This is a genomic window from Dokdonella sp., assembly GCF_049593775.1.
Classification (GTDB): Bacteria; Pseudomonadota; Gammaproteobacteria; order Xanthomonadales; family Rhodanobacteraceae; genus Dokdonella.
In genome coordinates this window covers 1-17,507 of record NZ_JBAWHJ010000133.1, presented here as the reverse complement: position 1 = coordinate 17,507, position 17,507 = coordinate 1, and the positions used below count along the sequence as shown (strand labels likewise).

Sequence of the window (17,507 nt, the reverse complement as noted above, 5' to 3'; positions counted from 1 at the left end):
ATGTTGTTGTCAAGTCAACGTTTCAACTGCAACTGTCTACTTTCGTCGATGTGCCGGCTTGTTGGCCATCAGGCTGCGCAATTCGTCGCGCTCAACGTCGGACAAACGGCCTTCAAGCTGGCGTGCGATCAGGTCGTCGAGTCTTTGTTGAGACGTCTGGACGTCCAATTGGGCAATGGCACCAAGGAAATCTGCACGCCCCTGATCGACGTCGACAAGGAGGTCCATCGTCGCCAGCTTGTTCAATGGAGCCGCTTCCTCGCGTCCGGCGTAGTGTTCAAGCAGGCTGCCGGTAGTCAGCGATGGCCGCTCCCGGCAGAGCTTGATCAGATCTAGCAGCAGTGGAATGCCGGGCTGTTGAAGTTCCGAGAACGTCCAAGGCGGCTCGATATCCGCCGCAAATGTTGGGTTCTGTACGAGCAGGGCGACTGCGGTACGAACCAGGGAGCGCTGTGCCGGTCGTGCAGGCCCACCAGCGCGCGCGCCTGTTCCGGGCGAGGCGCTCGCGACGCTCATGGTCCTGGCACCGCTGAGGCGTTCGAGTTCGGCATACATCAGGTCACGAAAAGCGCCATCGGGTATCTGGCCAATCAACGGCCTGGCGCGCTCGGCCAGGCGTGCCTTGCCGTCAATGCTGGACAGATTCACGTCCTTGCCGGTTTCTGCGAAAAAGAATTCGCTCAGTGGCGTGGCAAGCTTCAGGCGCTCTTCGAATCCGTCGACACCTTCCTTGCGGATCAGTGAATCGGGATCTTCTCCGTCGGGCACGAACAGGAACCAGGCCTGGCGGCCGTCGCGCATGCGCGGCAACACGGATTCGACAGCCCGCCATGCTGCCTGGCGACCCGCGCGGTCGCCGTCAAAGCAGAAATAGACGTCGGCCGAGTTGCGGAACAGGATCTCCGCGTGGTCGCTGGTCGTCGCCGTCCCCAGCGTGGCGACCGCCTGGGTGATGCCGTACTGGTGCAGGGCGATCACATCCATGTAGCCCTCGACTACGAGCAGGCGGGCAATCTTCTGGTTGGCATCGCGTACCTGCCACAAGCCGAACAGCTCGCGACCCTTGTGGAAGAGAGGTGTCTCGGGTGAATTGAGATACTTGGGCCCGTCGTCCTTGCCCATCACCCGGCCGCCGAACGCGATGGTGCGTCCGCGACGATCGAGGATAGGGAACATCACGCGGTCACGGAAGCGATCGTACTTGCCGCCACGCTCTCCGCTGGAAAGCATCCCGGCCTTGTCGAGCAGGGCGACGCGCTTGGGGGAAGTGCCGAGTGCGTTCTTCAGTGCGTCCCACTGGTTGGGCGCAAAGCCAAGGTTGAAACGCTCCAGCGTGGCCGAATCGAGGCCGCGCTTGTTGAAGTATTCTCGAGCTTGGGAGCTGCTGGCGAGCTGCTCGCGAAAAAACGATGCGGCGGCATCAAGCAGGGCGTACAGGTCGGAGACGTCTTCACGAGGCTTGTCAGGCTGGCCGCCCTCATACTCGACCTTGAGGCCGGCGCGGCCAGCCAGCTCCTCGATCGCATCTGGAAATTCGAGGCGGTCGTAGTCCATCAGGAAGCGGATAGCGCTGCCGTGTGCGCCACAACCGAAGCAATGATAGAACTGCTTGGCCGGGCTGACCGTAAATGAAGGCGAGCGCTCGTCGTGGAACGGGCAACGCGCCGACCAGTCACGACCCGCTTTCTTCAAGGTGACCCGCTCCTGGATCACATCGACGATATCGATGCGGGTCAGGAGATCGTCAATGAAGCGTTCGGGAATGCGGCCAGCCATGGGGGGTAGTGTAGCGGTGAGCGGGTCGATCGTTTTTCCTTCTCCCCTCGGGGGGAAGGTGTCGTGAGGCGACGGATGAGGGTTCGGGCGGAGCGAGCAGTATCGGGTTTCGTCAGGCGGTTGGGCACATGCGCACCCTCGGCAACTGCTCCTTGCGTAGCTCTGCCTCCTGCATCCATGCAGTCGTCATCTGCCCTGCGGGCACCTTCTGGCGAGGGGAGAAGGAAACTGGTTTCCCGAATCCAGGCTCGCTACGCCAGTCTCGCCTTGATCATTTCCGAGATCTGGCCCATGTCGGCGCGGCCGCTGACCTGCGGTTTGACCAGCCCGATTACCTTGCCCATCTCGCGTGCGCTTGTGGCACCGGAATCGGTGATGGCCTTGGCTACGATCTGCTCAAGTTCCGCGGCAGACAGGGGCTCGGGGAGGTAGGTCTGGACGATTTCGACTTCGGCGCGCTCGACTGCGGCGAGGTCTTCTCGATTCGCAGCGGTGTATTGCTCGATCGAATCGCGACGCTGCTTGAGCATTTTCTCAAGAATGGCCAGGACCTGAGCGTCATCCAGTTCGATGCGTTCGTCGACCTCACGCTGCTTGAGCGCAGCCAGGATCAGCCGGATGACGCCAAGACGATCCTTCTCGCCCGCGCGCATGGCGGCCTTCATGTCATCGGTGATGCGGGCTTTGAGTGACATCGTGCACCTCGTCTGGGTATGAGCTGGGTTGGCTTGGCGTGGGAAGCAATAGAAGCAAGTGAAACAGGCCCGGGATTCCGATTCCTTGAATCGATTCCTGCCAGATTCGACACTCCTTCCTCAGTTGCCGGAAACACAAACGGCCGGCGCTGCTTGGGCAGAGCCGGCCGAAAGTATCAGCCCGGATGTTGCTGGTCCGCAATGAAGCCGGAGCAGCGATCGACTGGTCTCGCGAATCGCCTTGGCGATCGCATGACCCGTCGATCAATACATGCGTTGACGCTTGGTGACGTCGCGGGAGACGCGGCGCAGATGGCGCTTGACCGCAGCCGCGCGCTTGCGCTTGCGTTCCTGGGTCGGCTTCTCGTAAAACTCGCGTTTCCGCACTTCAGCCAGCACGCCGGCTTTTTCACAGGTGCGCTTGAAACGGCGCAGGGCAAATTCGAATGGTTCGTTCTCGCGAACTTTGACGCTTGGCATAGTCTCTCCGCTGTTAAACTCGACACCCGGGCTCTCGGGCGAGCCGCGCATTCTATTTCATGGCAACGAGCAATGCAAAACATGGTCCGGTGCTTGGCATCGAGACCTCCTGTGACGAAACAGGGGTGGCCGTATACGACCGCTCACGGGGCCTGCTGGCCCACGCCCTGTATAGCCAGATCGACCTTCACGCCGAATATGGCGGGGTGGTTCCGGAGCTGGCGTCCCGCGACCATGTTCGCAAGCTGATGCCTCTGATCCGGCAGACTCTTGCTGAATCCGGGATGGTTGTTGCGGATCTGGCCGGGGTCGCCTACACCGCCGGTCCCGGCCTGGTCGGCGCCTTGCTGGTCGGCGCCGCAGCGGCCCGTTCGCTGGCCTGGGCGCTGGAAATTCCGGCTATTGGCGTACATCACATGGAGGGCCACCTGCTCGCACCGATGCTGGAGGATGAGCCCCCGGAGCCTCCGTTCGTGGCATTGCTGGTCTCGGGCGGTCACTCCATGCTGATCGAAGTCGAGGCCATTGGCTGCTATCGCCTGCTTGGCGACACCCTTGATGACGCGGCCGGCGAGGCTTTCGACAAGACTGCCAAGTTGATGGGCTTGCCCTATCCGGGCGGTCCCACCCTGGCCAGGCTGGCTGAAACGGCCGAGCCGGGCCAGTTTCGCTTCACCCGGCCGATGACCGACCGTCCAGGGCTGGACTTCAGCTTCTCCGGGCTCAAGACCCAGGTCCTGCTGGCCTGGCAGCGCAGTGATCAGGCTGATTCCACGCGCGCGGCCATCGCCAGGGATTTCGAGGAGGCCATCGTCGACACCCTGGTCATCAAGTGCCGGCGGGCGATGACCGCAACGGGAGCGAAACGCCTTGTCATTGCTGGCGGTGTCGGCGCCAACAAGCGCCTGCGCGCCCGTTTGGCCCAGGCTGCCGGCGCAGATGGATTCCAGACCTATTTCCCGCGTCTGGAATTCTGCACTGACAATGGCGCGATGATCGCCCTTGCTGGTGCGATTCGCCTCGCGGCCGGGCAGCACAATGATCCACAGATCAAGGTGTTTCCCCGCTGGGACCTGGAAACCCTGTCTGCGCTGACCTGAACGATGATCAGCCGACATACCTGCAACCACTGAACCGAATTGACTCCATGGATATCGTCTTCATCGAAGATCTTCGCATCGACACCGTCATTGGAATCTATGACTGGGAACGGCGCATCCGCCAGACCGTCGCGCTGGATATCGAAATGCGCTTTGACAACAGACGTCCGGCTGCGACTGACAATATCGAGGACACGCTCAACTACAAGTCGGTGTCAAAGCGTCTGATCGCGTTCGTCGAGGCGTCCGAGTTCCAGCTCGTCGAGACCCTGGCCGAGCAGTGTGCGGCGATCATTCTCGATGAATTCGGCGTCGAACATGTACGCCTGCGGCTGGCCAAGCCGGGCGCAGTGCGCGGGTCAAAATCGGTAGGCGTGCAGATCGAACGCGCACGCGCCTGAAAAGCCGGACTGGCGAAACTTGTTCCGTCGTTGTTGCACGACGCTGCAACAGCCGAAACGGTTTCCAGGCTGCTGCGCCGTGTTCAGTCGCTGCTTGCCGCGGATTCCCATGGAAATGGCGGCAAGCTGTGTATGGCTTCGGTCAGCTTTTCCGCCCAGCTGGTGCGGATTTCGGCGAAGAAAGGCGTGTCTTCGTCAATGCGGATTTGCTGGGCGACGCGAAGCTCTCCGTCCCGAATCATGGCCAGATCGATTGGCAGGCCTACCGATACGTTCGAGCGGATCGTCGAATCGATCGAGACGAGTGCGCAGCGGGCGGCATCTTCCAGTGAGGTATCGCGATCGATGATGCGATCAAGAATCGGCTTGCCATACTTGGACTCGCCAATTTGCAAATATGGTGTTTCCGGAGAGGCATTGATCCAGTTGCCTAGCGGATAGATCAGGCGAATCGCGGCCTCACCACCGGCAATCTGGCCGCCAAGAATCAGGGTTGCCTCGACGCTGACGCCACTTTGCTGAGCGCTTTCGCTGATCTGTGCCTGGTTGGCCACCAGCACCCGACCGATGTAGTCCGCTACCTCATACAGACGACCTGCCTTGAACAGGCTGAATTCCGAATCCGGATTCTCGATATCGCGACGCAGGGTCGCCATCACGGCCTGGGTCGTGGCAAGGTTGCCTGCCGACATCAATACGAACACGCATTCGCCCGGCTTCTCGAAGACGTGCATCTTGCCGTAGGTACGAATATCGTCGAATGAAGCGCTGGTGCGCGTGTCGGAAGCAAGCACGAGGCCGCCGTCGACGTGGATACCCACACAATAGGTCATGGTTGAAACTGCGGTCGATCTGGTTTGCCATTGTAGACACGGCTTGGGATCGCTGCGATAGCCCAAACCTGATTTCCTGATCGACAACCAATGAGAGGCTGGGGATGGAACAACTGACCGAATGGCTGGCAAACCCGCTGGCACACACACTTGGCGGCCTGTTTGCCCTGGCTCTTCTTGCCTGGCTGACGGCAACGGTGGCGCGCCGGGCGCTGCTCCGCGGCTTCCGGGCTTTTGCCCTGAGGACCACCTGGACCTGGGACGACGTGCTCGTCGAGCACGGCACGCTGCGCCAGATCACCCGCATTGCTCCCACCCTGATCGTCCAGTTCGGCATCGGCTTCGTGCCAGGCGTGCCGGATGCGGTTGACCTGCTGGTGAGAAACATCGCCCTGGCATGCACGATCGTGTTCCTGATGCTGGCTTTCGGTTCGGCACTCAATGCGCTGGAAGACATTTACAGCCGCAAGTCCGGCGGCAGGCGATCAATCAAGACCTATGTGCAATTCATCAAGATCGCGATCTACATCGTCGGTGCCGTGGTGGTCGTGGCGATACTGATCGATCGGTCACCCCTGATCCTCCTGTCTGGACTGGGCGCGCTGTCTGCGATTCTCCTGCTGGTCTTCAAGGACACCATCCTCGGTTTCGTTGCCGGCGTGCAGCTGACCACGAACGACATGCTGCATGTCGGAGACTGGATCGAGGTGCCTGCCGCAGGTGCAGATGGCGACGTGATCGACATTGCACTGCATACGGTCAAGGTGCAGAACTGGGACAAGACGATCACCACGATTCCGACCTGGAAACTGATCACGGATCCGTTCAAGAACTGGCGTGGCATGTCAGAAGCGGGCGGTCGTCGCATCAAGCGTTCCCTGCTGATTGACGCGGGCAGCGTGCACTTCCTCAACGAGGAAGACATCACGAAGATGTCCGAATCGCTGGTCCTGCGCGATTATCTGGCCGGAAAGTCCGTTGAGGTATCGAGCTTCAACGTCAAGCTTGGTGAAGCCGGACGGTTTCCGCTCAACCAGCAGCGCCTGACCAACCTCGGCACGTTTCGCGCCTATGCACTGGCCTATCTGAAAGCGCATCCCGGCATCCGTCAGGACATGACGCTGATCGTGCGCCAGCTCGATGCCAAGGGAGAAGGCATTCCGCTTGAACTCTATTGCTTCACCCGAACCACGGCATGGAGCGAGTACGAAGGCATCCTGTCCGACATATTCGACCACTTGATCGCGATCCTGCCCGACTTTGGCTTGCGCCTCTACCAGAAGCCCGGCGGGGGTGACCTGCGCGAAGCCCTGATGAGCCTGGACAGGAAGCCGGATTCGAACGGGACAAACGGGGCGTGACACGCGTCTACCTGAGCCTGGGCTCCAACATCGATCCGGAACGAAACCTGCGCGCGGCACTGGCCGAGTTGCGCACTCGGTTCGGCAGCCTTGATGTTTCGCCGGGATACCGTACCGAAGCGATCGGGTTCGAAGGGCCGGCTTTCGTCAATCTTGCAGTCGGACTTGATGCCGACTGCAGCGTGCTCGAACTCGATCAGTGGCTGCACGCACTTGAAGATCGCCATGGCCGTCGCCGTGACGTGCCGCGTTTTTCGAGTCGGACGCTGGATGTGGATATCGTGTTGTTTGGTGAGCAGGTAGTCGACGGACCGGGACATTTGCAGGTTCCGCGCGACGAACTGAAGCATGCCTTCGTGCTTGCACCGCTGGTCCGAATCGCCAGTGATGTCGTGCATCCGCTGACGGGAAAGACGATGGGCGAACTCTGGCGCTCGCATCCTGATCATGACGTTCCCATGGAGTGCGTGCCTCTCGACTAGGAGAGCAATGGAACTTTGCCCGTTTGCCAACGGATCAACTCGCTTGTCCAGTTCCTGATCCGCCACGTCAGGAGAACAAGCCACGCGGCGTCGCCGACTGCCCGGATTGGATTGCCAGCTTCTCTTGCCGTGGACCCGGGTCTACGCCTGCGCCGGGACGACGGCAGTCCGGGGTGGTGCGAATGAAGGATTTGCCAGGCTCTGCTGATGGTCGTGCGCCTCGCCGCGTTTCGCCTTCAATCAGCCGCGGCTATACTGGAACCCTGCATCGCGGTGCCAACGGTAACCACACAGGAAGTTGAAATGTTCGAGAAGTTTTCGCATAGCTGGGAACTGGTGAAATCCAGCGCCTCCGTGCTTCGCTCCGACAAGGAGTTGTTGATATTCCCGCTGCTGTCGGCAATCTGCTGCATCATTGTTGCGGCGAGTTTCTTCGTTCCCGCCGTGCTTGGTGGCCTGTTCGCCGGCATGGATGAAGAAGGTGCCAATCCCCTGCTTTACGTCATGCTGTTCGCGTTCTACGTCGTCCAGTATTTCGTCATCATCTTTTTCAATGCCGCCCTGATCGGCGCGGCGATGATCCGCCTCGATGGCGGTGATCCAACCGTGGCTGACGGATTCCGCATTGCGCGTTCGAAACTTCCGGCGATTCTCGGCTATGCGGTGATCGCGGCAACCGTGGGTGTTGCATTGCGCGCATTGCAGGAACGTGCCGGATTCATCGGTCGCTTTGTCATCGGCATGATCGGATTGGCCTGGACGGTGGCTTCCTTCCTCGTCGTACCGGTGCTGGTCAGCCAGGACATCGGACCGATCGATGCGGTAAAGCGCAGCGCGGAACTTCTCAAGAAGACCTGGGGCCAGAACCTGATTGGAACGGGCGGCATCGGCATCGTATTCGGACTGGCCATCTTTGCCTTTGCCCTGATTGGCGGCGGCTTGATTGCGCTGGCCATTTCCAGCGGCATCCTCGCTATCACGATCACCACGATTGTTGCCGTGGTCATCGTTTTCCTGCTGCTGATCCTTATCCAGGCCGCCTTGCAAGGTGTCTATGCGGCCGCTCTCTACCGCTTTGCCACCGAAGGTGACGCGGGCGAAGGCTTTGACAAGGGACTGGTTGCCGGTGCTTTCAAGGTCAAGGCTTGAAAAGAGAATAGAGAAGGGGGAGTGGGGAACAGGCAGGGCAGAAGGCACAAGTGCTGAAGCGCAGCGCAAGTTCCGAAGTCGGCGCTCGTGATTCCGCCTCGCTTCTGCTTCGCGGGAGGCCGGCCAGAACCGATGCGCATTCTTGGCATCGGTCCTTACGTTTCCGCTTCGTTGTTGGCCCGTTTGGGGCGGTGCTCTCCGGGATCAGACGGCGAGCGAGCGCCCGCCGTCGACGTTGATGATTTCCCCGGTCACGAATTGCGCATCGCGCAGCAGCCACAACACGGCAGAGGCGACGTCTTCGGCACTGCCAGCGCGCTTGAGTGGCGTGCGCGCGATGATCTCGTCCTTCCTGGCATAGGTATTACCCGCTTCGGGCCACATCACGGCGCCCGGGGCCACGCCGTTCACGCGAACTTCGGGTCCAAGTTCCTGGGCAAGTGCGCGGGTCATGGCCGCCTGCGCGGCCTTGGCCATGCAATAGACGGGGTATCCCTTGAGCGGCCGCTCGGCATAGATATCAAGCAGGTTGACGATCGAGCCCGCGCGGTCGCGCAAATGGCCGGCTGCGGCCTGGGCGAGGAAAAAGGGTGCGCGCGCGTTCGAGGCAAACAGCTCGTCCCATTGATCCTGGGTGACGCTGCCCAGCTCGGTGGCATAAAACGCCGAGGCATTATTGACCAGACCATCGAGTCGGCCAAACCGCTCCATGGTGTCATTGACCAGGTCGGGCAGGCCGTCGAAAGCGGCGAGATCGGCCTGCAGGGCCAGCGTACTCGAATCACGCGCCAGTTCGAGCTCCCTGATCAACTGATCGAGTTCATCGCGCGAACTTCGGCAATGCAGGGCGAGGTCGTAACCGGCGGCGTGCAAGGTGCGCGCGATGGTTGCACCGACGCGCCGCGCCGCGCCGGTTACGAGCACGACCGGGCGGCCGTTTGTGGAATCCGTCATTGGTGTTCTCCGTGCACGTCGGTATCCTGCGCAGAGTGCCGCAACTTGGCGCATCGGGCCAGCCGTGAATACCCTGCCGACACCTTCCGACCTCGAACTCGCTCACTCGCAAGGGCTGATCGAGCTGATCCGCGCCGAAATTCTGGCCCAGGGTCCGATGCCGTTCTCGCGATTCATGGAGCGTTGCCTGTATGCGCCGGGGCTCGGTTACTACAGCGCCGGGAGAACGAAATTCGGCGCGGCTGGCGATTTCGTCACCGCACCCGAGCTGGGCTCCCTGTTCGCCCAGACCATTGCCGATTCACTGATGCCTTGCCTGCGACAACTGGGGCCGGAATCGGACTTCGTCGAACTTGGCGGTGGTAGTGGTGCATTCGCCGAAGCAGCCATGCGTGCCTTTTCCGATGCCCGCACCTTGCCGCGAAGCTACCGTATCCTCGAGCCCAGTGCCGACCTGCGTGATCGCCAGCGCGAGCGCCTGAAGAACGCATTTCCGGATGCGCTGTTCAATCGCTTCGAATGGCTGGATCGCCCGCCCGAAGATTCCTGGCGTGGAGTCCTGTTTGCCAATGAAGTAGTCGATGCCCTGCCGACCACGCGCTTTTGCCTGCGTGAGGGTGAAGTCTTCGAAGAGCATGTGGTGGTCAGTTCGCGTGGAGAATTCGAGTATCAGGATCGCCCGGCAGATGCCTTGACCGGTGCGGCGGTCCGTCACATCGAGCGGGATCTCGGCAGCCCGTTCGCTGATGGCTATCGTTCGGAAGTTCTTCCGCAACTGCCTTACTGGATGCAGGCCGTGCTCGGCAGTCTCGAGGCGGGTCTTGCTCTCTTCATCGACTACGGCTATCCCCGGGAGTTCTTCTATCTTCCGGAGCGCGACGAAGGCAGTCTTGTCTGTCATTACCGGCATCGCGCGCATGCAGATGCACTGATCCTGCCCGGCTTGCAGGACATCACCGCGTTCGTGGATTTCACTGCGCTGGCGGAGGCTGGCAATCAGGCCGGGTTCGCCGTCGCCGGATACGCATCGCAAGCACGGTTCCTGATTGCATCCGGTCTCGCCAATCGGTTCGAGCAATCCAGCGCAGGTGCCGATGAGGTCGGCTGCTATCGACTGGCCCAGGAGATCAAGCGCCTGACCTTGCCAGGCGAAATGGGTGAGAAATTCAACGTCATGCTGCTGGCGCGTGATCTGCCCGAAGCAGGGCTTCCGCCCGGAATAGCGGACATTGACCAGGGTTTCCGGCTGTGATCCCGACCACGGCGCTGTCGTGCTGAATACTTTCGTTTCGCCCTTGCGCAGTGGCGTGCTGCTGGCTCTGCTACTGCTGCTGGTCTGGCGCTGGCTTCCACGATGGGCGCGCCTGTGCGCAATGGTTCCGTTGCTGGCCTGCCTGATGCTGAGTTTGCCTGTCGTGGCCAATTCGCTCGTTCGCTGGCAGGAATCAAGAGTGCACGTTGAGCCTGGCTGCGAGAGCGAGCCACCCTCGACCATCGTCGTGCTGGGTGGTGGAACATCGCGCAGGCCCCGCAGCGCAGAGGATTTTTCTGCGCTCGGTGAGGCAAGCATGCAGCGCCTGTTTTCAGGCGTCGATCGTCTCAGGCGACAGAATGGAGCGAGCATGATTCTGTCTGGCGGAACGGCCCAGCATGATGTTTCCGAAAGTGCGCTGATGGCGCAGCTGGCCAGGGAATTCGGCGTGCCACCTGATGCGATCCGGGTCGAAGATCAGTCTCGATCGACATGGCAGAACGCCGAGTTCGTGGCCGGCCTCGAGCCAGCCATCGATCGGCGCATCTGGCTGGTTACATCAGCCTTGCATCTGCCGCGAGCGGGCTATGCTTTCGAACAGGCGGGATTCCATGTCTGCGCCTGGGCTGCCGACCCGCTGGCCAGGGAGGCGAACAGTTTCGGCTTCTACCTTCCTTCGACGACGGCGTTGCGCAAGTCCGAAGCCCTCATCCACGAATGGGTCGGCGAAGCGGCCTATCGATTGGGCTGGCTGCGCAGTGCCACGCGTGACCCCTGGTCGGGGTCGGACGAACGCTGACGGAGAGGCTCCGATCCGATCGGCGACGGTGAAGTCGATGCGGGCTACTTCTGATGCCTGCCAAATTCCTGGTCCATCCAGTCGGTCAGCAACCTGGTTTCGTATTGATAGGCGTCGCCGTTGTTGGGAAAGTGGGGCGACATGAAGCCCGGATTGCTCAGGTTGCGATCGCCGTTGTCGATGACCTGGCCATCCGCACTCGTCAACGTGAAGCGCAACTTGATTCGCGGAGGAGAGTTGGAACCGACGACGCGGACGCCAACGGCCCCCGGTCCGTACTGGACAGTTCCGGCAAGCGTTACATCGGTGATGGTCACCGACAGCGATTGGCCCGTCTTCAGCACGCGAGGCGCGTGGCGGCGGATCGTCGATGCGAATTCGCCGAGCCACACCACGGGATTGGTCTGGTTGAACGCAGACCGGTTCAGTATTTCGCTGAATTGCGCGGGGTCAGTCCAGTCGACCGCTACGCGCGGTTTTTCCACGGCAATGGCCGGTGGCGCATGCGTGCTGACCAGCGTCATCAGGACCAGAGTGGAAAACCAGGCGAAAACACGGGAATGAAGAGTCATGATTTCCTCCCAAACGTGTGTGGTTCTGGATCGCGTGTACCAGCTGGATGACGAATCACGGCGCCGAATCGTTGCCTGACATGTCGGCCTTGCCGTTTGTGAAGGGCAAGGCCGATGTCGGTAAAGCTCGGGATCAGCGTCCGTCGAGCAAGGCGAATGCGTCGCGGGTCAGGTTTTCAGGATCACCGTCGGTACATGCGACATCGTCTTCAATGCGGATGCCGCCGTACTTGTGGAACTTCTCGATCTTGTCCCAGGCGATATCCTTGCCTTCGGGCCGGTCTTTCAGCTTGGCGAGCAAAAGGTCGATGAAATAGAGGCCGGGTTCGATCGTGACAACGGCGCCGGGCTGGATGCTCCGCGTCATGCGCAGATAGGGGTGGCCGGCCGGCCGATCGATGGTCTGCCCCTTGTCATCAGCAGCAAAGCCGGCGACGTCATGCACCTGCAGCCCGATCGGGTGGCCGAGACCATGCGGGAAGAATGTCGCGGAAACCCCGGATTCGACGGCGCTCTGCGCGCTCATGCGGATGAAGCCGTGATCGTGCAAGACCCCGGCCAGCTGGTGATGGGCGTCGACATGCAGCGCCCCGTACTCCTGCCCGGTACGCACCTTGCTGCAAAGGTTTTTCTGTACTTCGTCCACTGCATTGATCAGGGCCTGGAACTCCGCACAATCCTTGCCCGCGTAGGTGCGGGTGATGTCGCTGGCGTAGCCGTGGAAGCTGGCACCCGCGTCGATCAGGAATGAGTTCAGATGCGATGGCGGGGCGTGCTTGAGGTCATGGTAGTGCAGGATCGCGCCGTGCTCATTGAGTGCGATGATATTGCTGTAGGGCAGTTCGTTTTCGGTCTGGCGAGCCGCATCCAGATAGGCCATGTGGATGCCGAATTCGGACTCGCCGCCGCGAAACGCAGCTTCGGCTGCGCGGTGCGCGCGTGTCCCGATCTTGCTGGCGACGCGCATCATGGCCAGCTCATATCCGGTCTTGACCACGCGATGGTAGTGCAGGTAGTCGATCACGCCCTGCGGGTTGTTCGGCACCATGGAGTCGAGGGCCGCATTCTCTTCACCGATCACCGCGCAACGCGTGGCATCGCCTGGCAAATGCGCGCGTGCTTCGGCGGCATTGCGAATGGTGATGATGTCGAAATGCTCGACCCAGTATCCGGCAGGTGCCTCTGGAACCACGTGCCAGTAGTCGGCCGGTTGCAGAAAAATAAGCTTGGGTCGGTGTCCTGGCGTGTAGACCAGCCACGATCCGGGCGCGCGGGTCACCGGCAGCCAGTGCTTGAAATGCGGATTGACGTAGAACGGATAATCGCGGTCGTCGAGGAACTGATAGCGAACCGCGCCGGACGGAATGACCAGATGGTCGAATCCGCCTCGCTGGAGCGCAGTGTCGGTACGCGACTTCAGGATCTCGAGATGTTCCTGGAACAGGGGGTGCAGGTCTGGATGCTGGGTATCCATGCTGGCTCCTTTGGACTGGCCAACCATTGTGCCGCGTTGTGGCGCAAGACGCGATTGCTGTCTGCTCAAGTAGAGCCGGCCTGCCAGGCAACCGGGCGCCTGAATGCGCAGGCAATCCCTGATGCCTAGCCTGCCTGCGGCGAACATGCTTCAATGTGCGATTGAAGCGGGGGTGCTGGCGATCGTCGGCTGAGAGAGTCCCTTCGAACCTGATCCGGCCGCCCATTGCGGGCATCACCGGCGTAGGGAGCTTCGATGCCGGGTTCGTTCCGGCATTCGGCGCCGTCGCTTCTCCTTATCACCCAAGGATGCATGCGATGAATGCCGTACCCAATCCCTTGTTGACCGAAGCCGCCGAGCTTTCCGAGTCCGTTACCCGGCCCATTCCCGGTTCGCGCAAGATCCACGTGGAAGGTTCGCGCGCGGACATTCGCGTGCCGATGCGCGAGGTGGTGCTCGAAGACACGCCCAGTACCTTTGGTGTCGAAAAAAATGCGCCTTTCGCCATCTACGACACTTCGGGGCCCTACACCGATCCGGACTATCGTGTCGATCTCGCCGCCGGCCTGCCGGCATTGCGCGCAGCCTGGATCGAAGCGCGAGGCGACAGCGAGCCGCTGGCGGAATTTTCCTCGCCGTTCACGCGCAGGCATGCCGGTGCACATCAGCTCGATCACGTGCGTTTTCCAAACGTGCCGATGCCGCGCCGGGCCAGGTCCGGTTGCAACATCACCCAGATGCACTACGCGAAGCAGGGCATCATCACGCCCGAGATGGAATACATCGCGATTCGCGAGAACCAGAACCTCGAAAAGATCCGCGAGCAGCATCTGCTGCACCAGCATCCTGGCGAATCGTTTGGCGCTTCGCTGCCAAAGCTGATCACGCCGGAATTCGTGCGCGATGAAGTGGCCCGTGGCCGCGCCATTATCCCGAACAACATCAATCATCCCGAGTCCGAGCCGATGATCATCGGCCGCAACTTCCTGGTGAAGATCAACGCCAATATCGGCAACTCGGCGCTGTCGAGCTCGATCGCCGAGGAAGTCGAGAAGATGGTCTGGTCGATCCGCTGGGGCGGAGACACGGTGATGGACCTGTCGACCGGCAAGCACATTCACGAAACGCGCGAATGGATCATCCGCAACTCACCGGTGCCGATCGGTACGGTGCCGATCTACCAGGCGCTGGAAAAGGTCGGCGGTGTCGCCGAGGACCTGACCTGGGAGCTCTATCGCGACACGCTGATTGAACAGGCCGAGCAGGGCGTCGACTATTTCACGATCCACGCCGGCGTACGCCTGCCGTTCATTCACCTGACGGCAAAGCGCGTCACCGGCATCGTTTCGCGTGGCGGCTCGATCATGGCCAAGTGGTGCCTGTCGCATCACAAGGAAAGTTTCCTCTACGAGCGTTTCGAGGAAATCTGCGAAATCATGAAGGCCTACGATGTCAGCTTCTCTCTGGGCGATGGCTTGCGCCCCGGTTCGATCGCTGATGCCAACGACGCCGCCCAGTTCGCCGAGCTCGATACGCTGGGCGAACTCACCCAGATCGCCTGGAAGCACGATGTGCAGACCATGATCGAAGGCCCTGGCCATGTGCCGATGCACCTGATCAAGGAAAACATGGAGCGTCAGCTCGAGAAGTGCGGCGAAGCGCCGTTCTATACCCTCGGGCCATTGACCACCGATATCGCACCGGGCTACGACCACATCACTTCGGCGATCGGTGCCGCAATGATCGGCTGGTACGGCACGGCAATGCTCTGCTACGTCACGCCGAAGGAGCACCTCGGTTTGCCGAACAAGCAGGACGTGCGAGACGGCATCGTTACCTACAAGATTGCCGCCCACGCTGCCGACTTGGCCAAGGGCCATCCGACCGCGCAGGCGCGCGACAACGCCTTGTCCAAGGCACGCTTCGAATTCCGCTGGGCCGATCAGTTCAACCTGGGTCTCGATCCCGAAAAGGCCAAGGAATTCCACGACGAGACCTTGCCCAAGGATGCGCACAAGACCGCGCACTTCTGCTCGATGTGTGGCCCGAAGTTCTGTTCGATGAAGATCACCCAGGACGTGCGTGACTACGCCAAGGAGCACGGGCTGGATGCCGAGGTTGCGCTGGATGAAGGCATGGCCGAGAAAGCCGCCGAGTTTCGCGCAACCGGAGGCGACGTCTACCAATAGCGCCCGGTATTGCTGACATGACTTTTTCGGGGTGCCACAAGGCATCCCGAAAGTCGCTCACTGAAATGCGATAATGCGGCGATGAAACTCCAGGTCCCGTTTGTCCAATTCCCGTTGCGCTTCGACGCCGAACGGCTGCTCGCCGAGATCAGGCAGCTCGGCGAGGAAGTCTGGCGGCCACATCCGCAGGGCTACGCCGGCAATTCGGCGCTGCCACTGATCGCGGTTGATGGCGATCCGTCCAGTGATTCAATTTCCGGACACATGCGTCCCACCCCGCATTTGCAGGCTTGTCCCTACCTTCAGCAAACCATGGCCAGTCTCGGTGCTGTCTGGGGCCGTAGTCGCCTGATGCGCCTCAGCGGACATGCCGAAGTGCCGGCGCACGCCGACCTCGCCTACTACTGGCGTGAGCGTGTGCGCGTGCATGTGCCGATCCTTACCCAGCCGACCGTGCGCTTCATCTGCGGCGAGGGCGAAGTGAACATGGCTGCCGGCGAGTGCTGGATCTTTGACACATGGCGCTCCCATCGCGTCATCAACGCCGCAAACAGCGAGCGCATTCACCTGGTTGCCGACACCGTCGGCAGCGATCGATTCTGGGAAATCGCCAGTGGCGGTCGCATACCGAATCGTCCTCCTGTGCCCGGATGGCAGGCCAGGCTGATCGCGCCGGATCCAGCCGCGCAAGCCGAACTGGTCTATGAGTCGGTCAATCTGCCAACGGTCATGTCACCCTGGGAATTGCGCGACCACCTGAATTTCCTCATTGCGGAATCCAATCCGCACCCACAGCTGGGAGCCGTGCAACAGTGCTGCGCAAAGCTGAGCGCGCGGTGGTTGGCACTTTGGGCAGAGCATGGGGATGCAGAGAAAGGCTGGCCAGCCTTTCGTGCAGCACTGGATCCGTTTGGCCAAGAAATGAAGCAGTTGGGTCAGTCGATCACGCTGCGCAATGGTTCGGGCTTCCTGATGGCGCTGGCACCCATGGTCTTGCGTGCGGCGCTCGATGACCGACCCAAGACAGCCGGAGTCAGTGCGGCCGGAACGGATCCCGATGCCGGCGCGCAAACTGCCGGGTCCGAAAAAGCCGCGGCAGCTCCTGCAGCAAGTCCTGGCGTCGGCGTGAAGCGTGAGTCCGATCGCGAGTCCGAAGATCCACGTTTCGATCGTCCGATCTTCATCGTCTCGCCACCACGATCCGGTTCCACCCTCTTGTTCGAAACCCTGGCTCGCGCGCCGCAGTTGTACACGGTCGGTGGGGAGAGCCATGGTCGCGTCGAGGGCATGCCCGAGTTGCACCCAGCCGCCGGCGCATGGGAATCGAACCGGCTCGGGGTGGAAGTTGCCACGCCATCAGTCATTGCCGAACTGCGTTCGCGTTTCGATGAAGCACTGCGCGATCGAGAAGGAGCGCCTGCATCGGCCGGTCGCGTGCGCATGCTCGAGAAGACGCCGAAGAATGCGCTGCGCATTCCATTCCTGCGCAAGGTGTTTCCCGAAGCGTGTTTCATCTATCTCTATCGGGATCCGCGCGAAGTGCTTTCCAGCATGATCGAAGCGTGGAACTCGGGGCGCTTTCGTACCTATCCGAACATGCCTGACTGGGGCGGTCCGCCGTGGTCACTGGTGCTCGTGCCGGGATGGCGAGAATTGCGCGGAAAGCCCCTGCACGAGATCGTGGCGCAGCAATGGGCCGCCGCAACGCGCATCCTGCTCGACGACCTTGCGAGCGTTCCCGCGCAACAGGTCAGTTCAATCCGCTATGACACGTTCCTGTCCAATCCCGCTGGAGAAATACGGCGGTTGTCGTCCGAATGCGGTCTCGAATGGGATGTCGAGCTTGACGCGAAATTGCCTCATTCCCGGCATACGGTGTCAGCACCGGCTGCCGAAAAATGGCGACGGCATGAGGGCGAGATTGAAGCTGTATGGCCGCTGATCGAAGCGATCCGCGCGCGCGCCGAATCGACTTTTCGCGGCTGAAAGG

General features: G+C 61.2%; 16 protein-coding genes. 9 read left to right on the top strand and 7 right to left on the bottom strand.

Annotation, left to right across the window (positions count from 1 at the left end; genetic code table 11):
- Positions 1-36: 36 nt before the first annotated feature.
- From dnaG to rpsU, 3 genes are all read right to left on the bottom strand, one after another.
- Complete coding sequence (gene dnaG / locus WBP53_RS04560) at positions 37-1,776, bottom strand: DNA primase (RefSeq protein ID WP_423926388.1); 1,740 nt, start codon at positions 1,774-1,776, stop codon at positions 37-39.
- A gap of 251 nt (positions 1,777-2,027) precedes the next feature.
- A complete protein-coding gene (locus WBP53_RS04555) occupies positions 2,028-2,471 on the bottom strand; it encodes a GatB/YqeY domain-containing protein (protein WP_423926386.1) in 444 nt (147 codons plus the stop codon).
- 264 nt (positions 2,472-2,735) lie between these two features.
- Positions 2,736-2,951 carry a 30S ribosomal protein S21 gene (gene rpsU / locus WBP53_RS04550; protein ID WP_092405488.1) on the bottom strand — a complete coding sequence of 72 codons (216 nt, stop codon included), beginning with the start codon at positions 2,949-2,951 and terminating at the stop codon, positions 2,736-2,738.
- A 59-nt stretch (positions 2,952-3,010) separates the two neighbouring features.
- Between rpsU and tsaD the strand changes: the two genes are divergently transcribed.
- Positions 3,011-4,051, top strand: coding sequence for a tRNA (adenosine(37)-N6)-threonylcarbamoyltransferase complex transferase subunit TsaD (tsaD, locus tag WBP53_RS04545; RefSeq protein WP_423926383.1), 1,041 nt, complete (start codon positions 3,011-3,013; stop codon positions 4,049-4,051).
- 47 nt (positions 4,052-4,098) lie between these two features.
- Positions 4,099-4,452: a dihydroneopterin aldolase gene (folB, locus tag WBP53_RS04540; protein WP_423926381.1), complete on the top strand. Its 354-nt coding sequence runs from the start codon at positions 4,099-4,101 to the stop codon at positions 4,450-4,452.
- 83 nt (positions 4,453-4,535) lie between these two features.
- Here folB and WBP53_RS04535 read toward each other — a convergent pair whose 3' ends face one another.
- Entirely contained in the window at positions 4,536-5,285 is a 750-nt protein-coding gene (locus WBP53_RS04535; RefSeq protein WP_423926379.1) for a 20S proteasome subunit A/B, read from the bottom strand.
- A 104-nt stretch (positions 5,286-5,389) separates the two neighbouring features.
- Between WBP53_RS04535 and WBP53_RS04530 the strand changes: the two genes are divergently transcribed.
- The 3 genes from WBP53_RS04530 (at position 5,390) to WBP53_RS04520 (ending at position 8,277) form a co-directional block, all read left to right on the top strand.
- On the top strand, positions 5,390-6,646 hold the full coding sequence (locus WBP53_RS04530; RefSeq protein ID WP_423926377.1) for a mechanosensitive ion channel family protein: 1,257 nt from the start codon (positions 5,390-5,392) through the stop codon (positions 6,644-6,646).
- Positions 6,643-7,128: a 2-amino-4-hydroxy-6-hydroxymethyldihydropteridine diphosphokinase gene (gene folK / locus WBP53_RS04525; RefSeq protein WP_423926375.1), complete on the top strand. Its 486-nt coding sequence runs from the start codon at positions 6,643-6,645 to the stop codon at positions 7,126-7,128. Before WBP53_RS04530 ends, folK begins: the two co-directional genes overlap by 4 nt.
- 303 nt (positions 7,129-7,431) lie before the next feature.
- A complete protein-coding gene (locus tag WBP53_RS04520; RefSeq protein WP_423926373.1) occupies positions 7,432-8,277 on the top strand; it encodes a DUF6159 family protein in 846 nt (281 codons plus the stop codon).
- Positions 8,278-8,481: 204 nt separating this feature from the next.
- Here WBP53_RS04520 and WBP53_RS04515 read toward each other — a convergent pair whose 3' ends face one another.
- Positions 8,482-9,231, bottom strand: coding sequence for a pteridine reductase (locus tag WBP53_RS04515; RefSeq protein WP_423926371.1), 750 nt, complete (start codon positions 9,229-9,231; stop codon positions 8,482-8,484).
- A 64-nt stretch (positions 9,232-9,295) separates the two neighbouring features.
- On the opposite strand from WBP53_RS04515, the gene WBP53_RS04510 reads away from it, so the two are divergent.
- Both WBP53_RS04510 and WBP53_RS04505 read left to right on the top strand, forming a co-directional pair.
- Positions 9,296-10,483, top strand: coding sequence for a class I SAM-dependent methyltransferase (locus WBP53_RS04510; RefSeq protein WP_423926369.1), 1,188 nt, complete (start codon positions 9,296-9,298; stop codon positions 10,481-10,483).
- On the top strand, positions 10,461-11,282 hold the full coding sequence (locus WBP53_RS04505; RefSeq protein WP_423926367.1) for a YdcF family protein: 822 nt from the start codon (positions 10,461-10,463) through the stop codon (positions 11,280-11,282). Before WBP53_RS04510 ends, WBP53_RS04505 begins: the two co-directional genes overlap by 23 nt.
- A gap of 44 nt (positions 11,283-11,326) precedes the next feature.
- Here the strand turns inward: WBP53_RS04505 and WBP53_RS04500 are convergent, their stop codons facing one another.
- A complete protein-coding gene (locus WBP53_RS04500) occupies positions 11,327-11,854 on the bottom strand; it encodes a DUF3016 domain-containing protein (RefSeq protein ID WP_423926365.1) in 528 nt (175 codons plus the stop codon).
- A 133-nt stretch (positions 11,855-11,987) separates the two neighbouring features.
- A complete protein-coding gene (gene pepQ / locus WBP53_RS04495; protein ID WP_423926363.1) occupies positions 11,988-13,328 on the bottom strand; it encodes a Xaa-Pro dipeptidase in 1,341 nt (446 codons plus the stop codon).
- Positions 13,329-13,645: 317 nt separating this feature from the next.
- Between pepQ and thiC the strand changes: the two genes are divergently transcribed.
- Positions 13,646-15,517, top strand: a complete 1,872-nt coding sequence (gene thiC, locus WBP53_RS04490) for a phosphomethylpyrimidine synthase ThiC (RefSeq protein WP_423926361.1) — start codon at positions 13,646-13,648, stop codon at positions 15,515-15,517.
- 81 nt (positions 15,518-15,598) lie between these two features.
- Positions 15,599-17,503 carry a sulfotransferase gene (locus WBP53_RS04485; RefSeq protein WP_423926359.1) on the top strand — a complete coding sequence of 635 codons (1,905 nt, stop codon included), beginning with the start codon at positions 15,599-15,601 and terminating at the stop codon, positions 17,501-17,503.
- Positions 17,504-17,507 lie beyond the last annotated feature (4 nt).

Bases quoted from the DNA above. Each gene is read 5' to 3' on its own strand.
- dnaG (WP_423926388.1), bottom strand. From the start codon at position 1,776: ATGGCTGGCCGCATTCCCGAACGCTTCATTGACGATCTCCTGACCCGC.
- WBP53_RS04555 (WP_423926386.1), bottom strand. From the start codon at position 2,471: ATGTCACTCAAAGCCCGCATCACCGATGACATGAAGGCCGCCATGCGC.
- rpsU (WP_092405488.1), bottom strand. From the start codon at position 2,951: ATGCCAAGCGTCAAAGTTCGCGAGAACGAACCATTCGAATTTGCCCTG.
- tsaD (WP_423926383.1), top strand. From the start codon at position 3,011: ATGGCAACGAGCAATGCAAAACATGGTCCGGTGCTTGGCATCGAGACC.
- folB (WP_423926381.1), top strand. From the start codon at position 4,099: ATGGATATCGTCTTCATCGAAGATCTTCGCATCGACACCGTCATTGGA.
- WBP53_RS04535 (WP_423926379.1), bottom strand. From the start codon at position 5,285: ATGACCTATTGTGTGGGTATCCACGTCGACGGCGGCCTCGTGCTTGCT.
- WBP53_RS04530 (WP_423926377.1), top strand. From the start codon at position 5,390: ATGGAACAACTGACCGAATGGCTGGCAAACCCGCTGGCACACACACTT.
- WBP53_RS04520 (WP_423926373.1), top strand. From the start codon at position 7,432: ATGTTCGAGAAGTTTTCGCATAGCTGGGAACTGGTGAAATCCAGCGCC.
- WBP53_RS04515 (WP_423926371.1), bottom strand. From the start codon at position 9,231: ATGACGGATTCCACAAACGGCCGCCCGGTCGTGCTCGTAACCGGCGCG.
- WBP53_RS04500 (WP_423926365.1), bottom strand. From the start codon at position 11,854: ATGACTCTTCATTCCCGTGTTTTCGCCTGGTTTTCCACTCTGGTCCTG.
- pepQ (WP_423926363.1), bottom strand. From the start codon at position 13,328: ATGGATACCCAGCATCCAGACCTGCACCCCCTGTTCCAGGAACATCTC.
- thiC (WP_423926361.1), top strand. From the start codon at position 13,646: ATGAATGCCGTACCCAATCCCTTGTTGACCGAAGCCGCCGAGCTTTCC.
- WBP53_RS04485 (WP_423926359.1), top strand. From the start codon at position 15,599: ATGAAACTCCAGGTCCCGTTTGTCCAATTCCCGTTGCGCTTCGACGCC.